Genomic DNA, 11818 nt, shown 5'->3' with positions numbered 1-11818 from the left:
GAATCCGGAAGCCGACAGGCGCTGCAAAGATAGGATGTTCCCACCCATGGCGAAGCCGACGATCCTGCTGGTCGATGACTCGGTGCTGATGCGCACCATCATCGGCGACATCGTGCGCGCGGACGACGAGCTGTCCCTCGTCGGCGCGGCCGAAAACGGCAAGGTGGCTCTGGAGATGGTCAAGAGCCTGAAGCCGGACATCGTCCTGCTCGACATCGAGATGCCCGAGATGTCGGGGCTGGAGGTGATGGAGCACCTGTCGCTGATGTCGCGCGCCAAGGTCGTCATCATCTCCTCCGTCGCCCAGGTCGGCTCGCCCGAGGCCAACGAGGCGCGCGCGTTGGGGGCGGTCGAGATCATCGCCAAGCCGTCCGGCACCATGAGCCTCGACCTCGCCCACAAGAAGGGCCATGACATCATCGCCGCCATCCGCCGTGCCGCCGGCTTGCCGCCGCCCGTTAGGCCCTGACCTCCCGGTGCTGCGCCTTCTCCCGTGAGCGGTGACCCATGAGCAGCGAACTGATCGAGACCCTGTGGCGGCAGTTCGGCGTCGAGGCCGGCGAGCATTTCGACCTGCTGGAAAAACTGCTGTCCGCCACCCCCGGCGACGGGCCGGAGGCGGAGCGGATCGCCGCCCTCTTCCGATCCTTCCATTCGCTGAAGGGGGCGGCCCGCGCCATGGACCTCTTCGCCATGGAGGCGGTGGCGCACCGGGCGGAGACCATTCTCGGGCGTGCCCGCAGCGGTGCGCTGGCCTTGACCGGGGAGGTCGCCGCCCCGCTGCTGGAGGCGCTTGACGCGTTGCGCGCACTGGCCGAATCCGGCATGCGCGACCGCCGCGACGGGCAGGTGCCGGCCGGTCTGCTGGCACGGCTCGACGCCGTGGGCGGTGAGGGAGCCGTCGTCAAGCCCGCCTCCGCACCTCCATCGCCGGTCCGCCTGCATGAGAGCGAGCGGATGCTGGGCCTGTTCGTCGGGCTGCTGCATGACGGCATGGCGACGCTGACCCGGGCGCTCGACCTCGACAGCCTGGACGGCGAGGGGGTCCGCGACGTCGACGATACCGCCGACCGGCTCGAATTGGCCTGCGAGCGGCTGAACTTCCTTCCCTTCGCCGATACCTTTCGCCAGTTCCGCGAGGCGCTGGCCGCCCGCGACCCCGACGCCATTCTCGGTGAGCTTCAGGCGGTCGCCGCCGCCAGTGCCCGCATCGGCCGCTTGACCGGCAAGGATGCCGGCGCGGCGATCCTGGCGACCCTGCTCGCCGACCACAATGCCCAGCTTCTCGCAGAGGGAACTGCCCGCGCCGACGCGCTTCTGGCCGTCCCCGCGGCTTTGGCCGATCCGTCCGCTGCCGCCGAAACTGCTGGGTTGCTCGACCGCATGGCGGCGACACTGGAGATCATCCGCCTGCCGCGCGCCTCCACCCTGCTGCGGGTGCTGGCCGACGTGATGCGCCGCGCCCCCGATGCCGGCCATGCCGGCTGGCCCGTCCTGTTGGCCGATGCCCGCACCGCGCTCGGCGATCTTGGGGTCCGGGCGGCGCGCGAGCCGGCCGAGGATCTGGACGCCGAGGGTGCCGCCGCCCTGGAGGGGCGCCTGCGCGCCTTCGTCGACGCCGTCTCCGCCGAACGGGAAGCCGGGGAGGCGCGCCGGCCGCTGGCCGCCGACGAGCTGTCGGCTTTCGGGCTCGATCCCGGTTTGCTGCGTTTCCTTTCGCCCGACGGCGCCGCCGATCTGCGCACCGCCATCGCCGATCCGACGATGCGGCTCTACGAAGTCACCGCCTTCCTGGAAACCTCGCCGGAGGTCGCATCGGGCTTCGTCCAGTGGATGGGCAGCAAGGTGCGCGCGATCACCAACTGGCCGGAGTTCATCGACGGCAGAACTTGGCTGCGTGTGCTGGTCGCCTCCCAGGAAGAGCTTCCCGCCTTGGCCGATGCGTTGGCCAGCATCGATCCCGGCGGCGGATTCCTGCGCATCCGGCCCTGCACCCCTCCGGATCCGGATGAGGATGGTGGGGAAACGGCCGCCGTTGCCGCTCCGCCGCTGGGCCCGCCCGGATTACCCGCATTGCAGCCCGCCGGCAGTCCTGCCGCGGCACCCGGCACCCCGCCGCCGGCCGGTCCGCTCCCCACTCCGCCTGCCGTTCCGCCCGCCCGCCCGGCACAGTCGCCCGGCGGCGGCGTGCTGCGCGTTCCCGGCGAGGCGATCGACCGTTTCATGGCGCGCATCGACGGCATGGTTTTGCTGTCGGGAGAGCTGAATGCCACCGCCAACGATTTGCGGATAGAGAGCGCGCTCGCCGCCCTGACCGAGCGGCTCGGTGCCGGCGACCCCGACCTGCGCGTCCTGTGGGAGGCGGTCGAACATCACCGCCGCGACCTGCTGGATCTCGACGCCCAGCTCAGCCGCTCCGTCGATCGCCTGCGGGAAGCGGCGCTGGACCTGCGAGTCGTGCCCATCGAAACCCTGTTCAACCAGTTCCCCCGCGTCGTCCGCGAGTTGGCGCGGGTGCAGGGGAAGTCGGTTCGTTTCGTCACCGAAGGCGGCGAGGTGCGCATCGACAAGAGCATGGTCGAAATGCTCCACGACCCGCTGATGCACATGGTCCGCAACGCCGTCGACCATGGCGTCGAGTCGCCCGCCGGCCGCGAGGCGGCCGGCAAGCCGGCCCAGGCGACGCTTTCCTTGCGCGCCTTCCAGCGCAATAGCCGCGTGGTGTTGGAGATCGTCGACGACGGCCGGGGGATCGCCGCCGAGGCGGTGCGGGCCAAGGCGGTCCGCCAGGGGCTGGTCGGCGAGGAGGACAGCCTTGTCCTGTCGCCGGACGCGGTGCGCGATTTCATCTTCTCTCCCGGCTTCTCGACCGCCGACACGGTGACCGAGACATCGGGCCGCGGGGTCGGCATGGATGTCGTGCGCAACGCCGTCACCCGGCTGGGCGGCGGCATCGCCATCCGTACGCGGGAAGGGGCGGGCACCGCCTTCACGATCGACCTGCCGCTGTCGGCGGCGATTCTGCGCACCCTGCTGGTCCAGGTTGACGATCAGGTGCTGGCGATTCCCGATCGCTTCGTCGAGGAGGTCTGCGGCTTCGCGGCCGAGGATTTCCACCGCGTTTCCGGTTGCTGGACCGTCCTGCGCCGCAAACGGGTGCTGCCGGTGGTCCGGCTCGCCGATGCGCTGGGCTTTCCCGCCGAGGCGGATTGGCCGCCGACCGGTTCCGGACAGTGTCTCGTCGTGGTGCTGCGCCATGGCAACCGCCGCATCGGGCTGGAGATCGACAAGCTCCTGCGCCGTGGCGACCTGTTCGTGCGCGAAAGCCATCCAGGCCTTGCCGACGTGCCGGGGGTGGGGGGAGTCTCCCTTCTGAACGACGGCCGCATCGTCATCATCCTGGACGGCGACGAACTGTATCGGCTGGCTGCCGCGGTCCAGCTCCGCGAGGCCGGCGCACCGGCCTGAAGAAGCGGTCTGAAGGATCGGCCCGACCCACCGGTTCATGACGTGGATTTCATGGTCGGGTCAGGTTGAGGACAGGGCGGCCGGGCTAATGTCCTTCTTGTGACGCGGTCGGGCCAGCCCCCCTGAAACACCGGCCCGTCACTGTAGAGCGTCTTCTTATCTGGTGTCTCTTCCCGATGGTTCCCTGCCATCGGATTGACCGTCCGGTTCTCCCGTTTGCCTCCGGACGGTACCTATCGGCGGAGCGCGTCCGAGCCAAATCCAAGGCCGACGTTGCCCCCCACCATAGGCCCCCTGGCCTCGGGTGCGTTCCGCCGTTCCTTCTTCCCCCGCCTTTCCCGTGTCCCATCCGGTCGCCCCGCCGCAGCCTCTCCGGCGCCGCCCCTTGACGTGGGCTCTTGACGCGGCCTTGCCCACCCGGCTTTCTGGAGACCGTCGAAGGCTTCCCCGGTAGCGTCCCGCCCGTGCGTCCCGCCATCCTGTTTCCGTTGTTCAAACCGGTCACGGCCCTTCCCGGCCTCGGCCCCCGGCTGGGCAAGCTGGTGGAGAAGCTGGCCGGTGCCCATGTGGTCGATCTGCTGTGGCATCTGCCCTGCGGCGTGGTCGACCGCCGCTTCTCGCCGAAGATCGCGCAGGCACCGCACGGTCGCATCGCCACCCTGACGGTGCGAATCGATTCGCATGCGCCGCCGGTGAACCCGCGCCATCCCTACAAGATCCGCTGCACCGACGAGACCGGCGTGCTGGAGCTGGTCTATTTCCATGTCCGCGGCGACTGGCTGTCGAAGCAGATCCCGGCGGGGACCACCATGGTGGTTTCCGGCAAGGTGGAGTGGTTCAACGACACCGCCCAGATCACCCACCCGGACGCCGTCGTCCCGGTCGATGCGAAGGACGATCTGGAGCTGGTGGAGCCGGTCTATCCGATGACCGCCGGGCTGCCGGCCAAGACGCTGCGCAAGGCGGTGCGCGCGGCGCTCGGCGACGTCCCAACGCTTGAGGAATGGCAGGACCCGGCATGGCTGTCCCGCCGGCAATGGCCGGACTGGGCCGACGCGCTCAAGCGCGCCCACACGCCGGAGGACGAGGGGGACTTGGCCGCCACGGCTCCCATCCGCTGCCGGCTGGCCTATGACGAGCTGCTGGCCAACCAGCTGGCGCTGATGCTGGTGCGGGCGAGCCAGCGGCGGCTGGCGGGACGGGCGACCCGGGGCGACGGCAGCCTGCGCCGCGCCGCGCTGGCGGCGCTGCCCTTCTCCCTCACCGGATCGCAGGCGGCGTCGCTGGAGGAAATTTACGCCGACATGGCGGCCGAACGGCGCATGCTGCGCCTGCTGCAGGGCGACGTCGGCAGCGGCAAGACCGTGGTCGCGCTGATGGCGATGCTCAATGCGGTGGAAACCGGTGCCCAGGCCGCCCTGATGGCGCCGACCGAGATTCTGGCCCGCCAGCATGCCGAAAGCCTGGCGCCGCTGTGCAAGGCGGCGGGGGTGGAGATCGGCCTGCTGACCGGGCGCGACAAGGGCAAGGCCCGTCAGGCGGTGCTCGACCGGCTTGCTTCCGGCGAGCTTCCGCTGCTGGTCGGCACCCACGCCCTGTTCCAGGAGGATGTCGCCTTCAAGGACCTGGCGCTGGCGGTGATCGACGAACAGCACCGTTTCGGCGTCCACCAGCGTTTGCAGCTGTCGGCCAAGGGGCGTGCGGTCGACGTGCTGGTGATGACGGCGACGCCGATTCCGCGCACGCTCACCTTGACCGCCTATGGCGACATGGACGTCTCGCGCCTGACCGAGAAGCCGGCCGGCCGCAAGCCGGTACAGACCGTCACCATTGCGCTCGACCGGCTGGAGGAGGTCGTCGACGGCATCCGGCGCAAGGTGGCGGAGGGCGCACGGGTCTATTGGGTCTGTCCGCTGGTCGACGAATCGGAGCAGAGCGACCTCGCCGCCGCGACCGAGCGCCATGCCTTCCTGCGGGCCACCTTCGGCGACCGCGTCGGGCTGGTCCATGGCAAGATGCGCGGGCCGGACAAGGACGCGGTGATGGCCGCCTTTGCCGAGGGCAGCCTGGACGTGCTGGTCGCCACCACGGTGATCGAGGTTGGCGTGAACGTGCCGGAAGCGACCGTGATGGTGATCGAGCATGCCGAACGCTTCGGCCTCGCCCAGCTCCACCAGCTGCGCGGCCGGGTCGGGCGTGGCGAGAAGCCGTCGAGCTGCCTGCTGATGTTCGATTCGAACTTGACGGAGACGGCGCGGGCCCGGCTGAAGACCCTGCGCGACACCGAGGACGGCTTCGTCATCGCCGAGGAGGATTTGCGCTTGCGCGGCGCCGGTGAGGTGCTGGGCACCCGTCAGTCCGGCCTCCCCGGTTTCCGGCTGGCGGACCTCGCGGTGCATGGCGACCTGCTGGCGGTGGCGCGCGACGATGCCAGGCTGGTGGTGGAGCGCGACCCCGATCTTGCCAGCCCGCGCGGTCAGGCGCTGCGGACCCTGCTCTACCTCTTCGAACGCGACGCGGCTGCCAAGACCTTGCGGTCGGGCTGATCCTCCCCGTCACCAGTCTGGGCGCCATCGCCGCCGGCCGGTCGTTCCACCAGCATGGGGCGGCGTTCGGGCGGGACGACGATACCGCCGGACATCACCAGCTTCAGCCCGTCCTCCACGCTCATGTTCAGAACCGTCACCTCGCGTCGCGGCACCATCGCCAGATATCCGGCGGTGGGCGGCGCGCAGGGGATGAAGACGTTGACGATGTCCTCCGCCTCTCCCGCCAGCCGCAGCTGCACCTCGGGATGGGCACCGCCGGTGATGAAGCCCAGCGACCAGACGCCGGGGCGCGGGTACTGGATCGCCACCACCTCGCGGAAGGCATTGGATTTCTTCGCCAGCACCGTCTCGAAGATCTGTTTCACCCCGCCATAGACGGAGCGGACGACCGGCATGCGTCCGACGACGCCCTCGCCGACGCCCAGGACCAGCCGGCCGACATAGCCGGCGGTGAAGGCGCCGATCAGGGTGACGGCAACGATGACCACCAGCACGCCGATGCCGGGGATCGAGAAGGGCAGGTAGTTCTCGGGATTGTAGGCGCTGGGGATCAGCGGGCGGATATAGCCGTCGATCAGGGAAACGAACCACCAGGCGATATAGACGGTGATGGCGATCGGGGCCGTCACCAGGATGCCGGCGAGGAAATAGGCGCGCAGGCGCCCCATCAACCCGATGCCCTCGCGGCGGTGGCGCGCCGGCTCGGCCGGCTGGCCTTTTGCGCCAGCCTTTTCCTGGGCCTTCGTCTGGGCTTTGACCTGGGCCTTTCCGGAGGCCTTCGGTTCAGTCTGATCTCCGCTCACGCCTGCCCATCCGCCGATCGTCTGTCCGTGCCATAGTGGGGCAAGCGCGGTCCGCTCTCAACTGCCGTTTGGTGGGCGGTGGGTCAGCCGACCAGCGATCCGGCGATCACGCACAGCAGGGTGAGCGCGCCGGCGATGGCGGCGCCGTCGACATGGTTGGGGAAGGCGCGCCAGAACTCGTCCCGGGACATCGGCTCCGGCGCGTCGAACTCGTCCATGGACAGTCCGGCGGCCATGCCGCCGCAGGTGCGGTCGGCGATGGCGCCCGACAGATGGGCCATCGCGACGGCGAGATAGCAGAGCTTGATGAAGTCCAGCAGGAAACCCAGCGTGCTGCTCGTCTCGCCCAGAGGGCTGGCGGTGAAGCCGGTGGCGGCGACCGTGCTCGCCATGGCGATGGCCGCGGCGAAGGGGATCAGGGCGACCGAGAACAGCCGTTGCTGGTCGATGCGGCGGGCGGTGGGCACGGGGAACAGGCTGGGCATGGTCGGTGCTCCGGCAACAGGGAAGACCGCGGACGGGGGGACGCGTCGGCGAGGTGTCGTCCTCTTCTGCGCGTTCGGCGTTAACGGAGGGTTGACACCGGCCATTGGTCACAGCGCCTTCCACCTTTGCGCAGGTCACGCTATTCTTTGGGGCAACGAACAGTCCGGGGCGATGCCGGAACAGTCCCGCGCGGAAGGCCGAAATGACCACATCCGACAGCCAGGCCGCCAACCGGGTCGCTGGCCAGCCGTCCGGCCAACCGGAGGCGCCGGCCGTCGGGCTCGACCGTATCGACCTGCTGCGCCTGCTGACAGCCGAACAGCGGGCCGTGGTGGCGCGCCAGTGCCGCTGGCGCCGTTTCGCTGCCGACGAGCAGTTGATCGACCATTGGGCGGAAACCCGCGACGTCGCCTTCGTGGTGGAAGGTCGGGTACGGGTGCTGAGCCATTCCGCCGGCGGACGCGAAATCAGCTTCAGCGATATCGAGGCGGGAGAGTTGGTGGGGGAGATGTCGGCGCTGGATGGCCGTCCGCGCTCCGCGTCCGTCGTGGCGCTGGGTGATGGGGCGCTGGTCGCCTTTCTGCCGGCAAAGCCCTTTCAGGCTTTGGTGACCGCCCATCCGGAACTGGCGATGGAAATGATGCTGCGCCTGTGCGACAAGCTGCGCGGCGCCACCGATCGCATCATGGAACTGTCCACCCTCGGCGCCAACAACCGCATCCACGCGGAGCTGCTGCGTCTGGCCAAGCGCGGTTCGCGGCAAGGGGCTTCCGCGGTGATCGCCCCGATTCCCGTTCATTCCGACATCGCTGCCCGTGTCAGCACCACCCGTGAGACCGTCGCCCGCGTGCTGAGCGACCTGACCCGTGACGGGATGCTTGAGCGCCGCGCCGATGCGCTGGTGGTGCGCGACCTGTCGCGGCTGGAAATGCTGGTCGAGGATGTTCGTGGCGGACCTTGAAGCAAAGCCGGAAAAAGCAAGGCCTTGAAAAGAAAAGGCCGCGGCCGCCCGGATGTTCGGGCTGTGCCGCGGTCGCCTTTTGGAACCGGTATTTTTTGTTTTGCGCCAGGATCAGCGGTGCAGGGACCGGAACAGGATCGCCAGCGGGGTGGCCTTCGCCCATTCGGTCAGGAATGCGCCGGCCGGACGCAGCAGGATGGCGGCAGGTGTGGCTTCCAGCCAGTCGGCGATGAAATCGCGCACCGGGTGCAGGGCCGGGGTATCGCCATGGACGCCGTGGTCACCGTGATGGAGGCTGAGAATGCTCATGATCGTCTCCAATTACATAGGGGATTGCGGGATGGGCCGGTGATCAACGCTTCAGCAGGGTCAGGACGATGCCGGCCGGCGTGGCGGCGGCCCATTCGCTGAGGAAGGCGCCGAGCGGGCGCAGAACCAGATAGGCCGGGGTGGCTTCGAACCAGGCCACCGGAAATTCGGCGACCGCATGCAGGGCGTCGGCCGAAGCGTGGTTGTCGGTACCGGATTGGTAGGTGGTGTTGGTCATGTTCGTCTCCATCGGGCTGTTGAGGAGACTATATACTGGTATACCCAATGCCAAATACGCGACCTTTGCATTGCTGGATGCTGCAAAAATTACAGCTATACAGAGGTTTCCTTTGGCAAATCGTCAATATCAATATCAATCAGTGACGCAAACTATTAGCTATTGTCGGCATTGCCGCCGATCGCTGCAGGCCACCGGGTAATTTGTTCGAGCAGCCAACCAACGCCTTGACAGCGTCCGTTCAAAAAACGACTTCAGGTTCATGGTTCAATACATCGGTCCCGATCCGCTCCGCAGCCTGTATGACGCCGTGCAAACCCTGCGGCGCGACCCTTCGGCCGTTCCCGAAGCTTCCCGTACGGCAAGGCTTCTGGAGCAAGGGCGTGCCCGCATGGCGCGCAAGGTGGGAGAAGAAGCGATCGAAGTGGCGATCGAGGCCATGCGTGCCGACCGCGGTGCGCTGGTGATGGAGGCGGCCGACCTCCTGTATAATCTGGTCGTTCTGTTGGCGGACCTCGACATTGCTCCCGACGAAATCCTGGCTGAACTGAGACGGCGCGAACTTGCATACGGGATCGCCGAAAAGCTGCCGAAATGCGAGGCCCCCACGAACGGCGCGACGGCCGGCCCTTCCAAGCCCGTCGCCCTCGATCCAAGTCCCGCCAAGCCCGGCTCTGATAAGCCCGGCTCCGACAAGTCCGGCTCGGATAGACGTTCCAAGCGTTGAAGCCGATCGCGTGAAATCGATGTCGATTTGAAAGGCGAGTCCGACCGTAAGCCATCGGAGAGAGTCCGGAGCGCTTAGATTAGGCGGCGTCGCCGTCCTGCTGCGGAAAGACGAGATCGAACCGCGTGCCACCTTCTCTGGTGAAGTGGTACTCGCCATGGATTTGCCGGGTGAACGCCCGAATGAGATCCATGCCCATGGACCGCCGGTCCGGAACCAACGCAGCTTCGGGCTCGGAGGCACCGGTGCCGTCATCCTCGACCGTCAGGTGCAGGGATCCGTTTTCTGCCGTCACGGCGATAGCGATCGTGCCGGAGCATCGGTCGGCGAAGGCATGTTTGAAGGCGTTCGACACCACCTCGTTCAGGATCAAGGCAAAGGGGACCACCCGGTTGAGGTCGAGGCTGAGCGGCTCCACCCGATGCCTGATGACGATGGTCCGGCCGGGGCGGCTGTGGAAGCTGTTGAGATGCCCCGCCAGCGCGTCGACGAAATTGTCGAGCCGGACTGCCGATATACCGGTCGAACGGTATATCTGCTCGTGGATCAGCCCCATCGTGTTGATGCGGGTCAGCGCCTCGCTGAAGGGCGCTTCAAGTTCGGGCGCGCGCTGCGCCTGCAATTCCAGCAGGCTGAGGATGACCTGCAGGTTGTTCTTCACCCGGTGGTGGATGTCGCGCAGCAGCATCTCCTTGTCGGCCAGTGCCTGGTCCAGGTGGCGTGTGCGTTCGGCGATGCGGCCTTCTAGCGCCGCGTTGGCACGGCGCAAAGCCTCTTGCGCCGCGGCGGCCTGCCGCGACCGGCGCAAGGCGATGCCGCCCAGCACGCACAGCAGGCCGAACGCCGGGATCGCGAACAATGCATAGGGCAACACCCTATCGCGCCATGCCTTCTCGATGGAGGCGACATCGGTGCCGTAGAGCACGTAGATCGGCAGATTGGGAATCTTACGTCGGGTCATCATCCGCTCGACCCCGTCGAGGGGAGTCACGGCGCGGAAGACGCCGTCCTTTTCGGGTGCCGTGATGAGTTCCGGGAAATGGCCGATGTCGATACGGTCGGGCGGGGCGCTCAACGGATTGCGCACCAGGACCTCCCCGTCCTCGCGCATCAACAGGATCACGTCATGCGACCCATGCAGAACCGTTCGGTAGAAGTCGGCAAAATAGCCGGGACGCAGGGAGATCTGCGCCACTCCCTGGAAGCGGTGATCGGGCAACTCCATCCGTCGGCTGATGGTGAAGAAAATCTCGGAGCGCATCTTGCCGCTCAGCCGCGGGCCGATGTGAATGGCATCGCCGGGCTTCACGCCGGGACTGGCCAAGGCACGGAAATATTCGCGATCGTATGCGTCGAGCGGGCGCATCGGCCATTCGAAACTGCTGGCGCGGATTCGGCCGTTCTCGTCGATGATCCAATAGGACTGCACCTCCACCGGCAGGGATGCCATGGCTTTCAGGCGCTCATGCAGCAGGGGAGAGTTGTCGATCCGGTCCCATCCCAGATCATCGACCATCCATTCCATTTGCGATAGGGCTGCGGCATGCATGCTCAGCGTCTTGGCCGCATGCTCCTCCAGGAGGCGTGCGATGGCGATGCTGCGGTTCTCCGCCTCGGCGATCACTTGGCTGCGGTACTGATAGGCTGCGAAAACCAGCAGGGCGGCCGTGAGGGCGAGGGCGACGGCCAGCAAGGACAGAATCGCCAATGAGACGGCCTTGCGTCCGATGCGTGCGGCATCTGGGTTTGCGCCGGCCTGTGTATCCTGTTCGAAGCCGGCAGGGGTCATCGGAGTCAGGCGGTCCTTGTCATGAGGAGGAATGGCTGGGGGCGAGAGTAGTGTAACGGTCGTGGCCAGTCACTCAACAACCCATTCGAGATGAAGTCTTATATTATTTCCCTTCATGGTAGATGATATATCATGTTCCGGTGCCGAGCCGGTGTCCGGCGTCCCATCCGCATCCCAACTCTGGCAATCCGGCAGGAGATGCATGCCCGGCGGGCATTCCGCTGGGAATTGAAAGAGAATCGAGCATATTCGGACCGGCAAGGCTGGGATGCCATGATCAGCGCGCTCCCGATATCGGCTTTCGGGACTTTCCGTTATGGTCAGGCGCAATGAAGTCTTAAGACAGTTTTCATTATATGTCACGACGGTCTTCGTTCATATGCGACAAATTGCAACCAATGCCGCCAATCCGCCGGATCGGTCTTGGAACCGGTAACGCACGGTGGTTCCATTGTGAAAATACTTGGATGTATGCGCCAAGGTGATGG

The 11818-nt window shown here is 67.0% G+C and carries 10 protein-coding genes; 5 read left to right on the top strand and 5 right to left on the bottom strand.

The window, feature by feature from the left end:
• Positions 1–46 precede the first annotated feature (46 nt).
• The 3 genes from JHL17_RS02145 to recG all read left to right on the top strand — a co-directional run bounded on the left by JHL17_RS02145 (position 47) and on the right by recG (position 6014).
• Positions 47–469, top strand: a complete 423-nt coding sequence (locus JHL17_RS02145; RefSeq protein ID WP_200190408.1) for a response regulator — start codon at positions 47–49, stop codon at positions 467–469.
• 38 nt (positions 470–507) lie between these two features.
• Positions 508–3468: a chemotaxis protein CheA gene (locus tag JHL17_RS02140; RefSeq protein WP_200190407.1), complete on the top strand. Its 2961-nt coding sequence runs from the start codon at positions 508–510 to the stop codon at positions 3466–3468.
• Positions 3469–3932: 464 nt separating this feature from the next.
• The gene (recG, locus tag JHL17_RS02135; RefSeq protein ID WP_200190406.1) at positions 3933–6014 is read left to right on the top strand and encodes an ATP-dependent DNA helicase RecG; all 2082 of its coding nucleotides are present in this window, start codon (positions 3933–3935) and stop codon (positions 6012–6014) included.
• Here the strand turns inward: recG and JHL17_RS02130 are convergent.
• Together JHL17_RS02130 and JHL17_RS02125 are read right to left on the bottom strand one after the other, a co-directional pair.
• Positions 5966–6820, bottom strand: a complete 855-nt coding sequence (locus tag JHL17_RS02130) for a DUF502 domain-containing protein (RefSeq protein ID WP_200190405.1) — start codon at positions 6818–6820, stop codon at positions 5966–5968. The genes recG and JHL17_RS02130 overlap by 49 nt on opposite strands.
• Before the next feature lie 83 nt (positions 6821–6903).
• Entirely contained in the window at positions 6904–7305 is a 402-nt protein-coding gene (locus JHL17_RS02125) for a hypothetical protein (protein WP_200190404.1), read from the bottom strand.
• 203 nt (positions 7306–7508) lie between these two features.
• On the opposite strand from JHL17_RS02125, the gene JHL17_RS02120 reads away from it, so the two are divergent.
• On the top strand, positions 7509–8267 hold the full coding sequence (locus JHL17_RS02120) for a Crp/Fnr family transcriptional regulator (protein ID WP_200190403.1): 759 nt from the start codon (positions 7509–7511) through the stop codon (positions 8265–8267).
• A 111-nt stretch (positions 8268–8378) separates the two neighbouring features.
• On the opposite strand, the gene JHL17_RS02115 is transcribed toward JHL17_RS02120, so the two are convergent.
• On the bottom strand, positions 8379–8576 hold the full coding sequence (locus JHL17_RS02115; protein WP_200190402.1) for a hypothetical protein: 198 nt from the start codon (positions 8574–8576) through the stop codon (positions 8379–8381).
• A 43-nt stretch (positions 8577–8619) separates the two neighbouring features.
• Entirely contained in the window at positions 8620–8814 is a 195-nt protein-coding gene (locus JHL17_RS02110; RefSeq protein ID WP_247893262.1) for a hypothetical protein, read from the bottom strand.
• 262 nt (positions 8815–9076) lie between these two features.
• Here JHL17_RS02110 and hisE point away from each other — a divergent pair, with 262 nt between their 5' ends.
• A complete protein-coding gene (hisE, locus tag JHL17_RS02105; protein ID WP_247893261.1) occupies positions 9077–9541 on the top strand; it encodes a phosphoribosyl-ATP diphosphatase in 465 nt (154 codons plus the stop codon).
• Between the two features lie 79 nt (positions 9542–9620).
• Here hisE and JHL17_RS02100 read toward each other — a convergent pair whose 3' ends face one another.
• Positions 9621–11249: a sensor histidine kinase gene (locus tag JHL17_RS02100; RefSeq protein ID WP_247893260.1), complete on the bottom strand. Its 1629-nt coding sequence runs from the start codon at positions 11247–11249 to the stop codon at positions 9621–9623.
• Positions 11250–11818 lie beyond the last annotated feature (569 nt).

Source organism: Azospirillum endophyticum (genome assembly GCF_016595245.1).
Lineage (GTDB): Bacteria > Pseudomonadota > Alphaproteobacteria > Azospirillales > Azospirillaceae > Azospirillum > Azospirillum endophyticum.
This window is presented reverse-complemented; position numbering and strand designations above follow the sequence as displayed.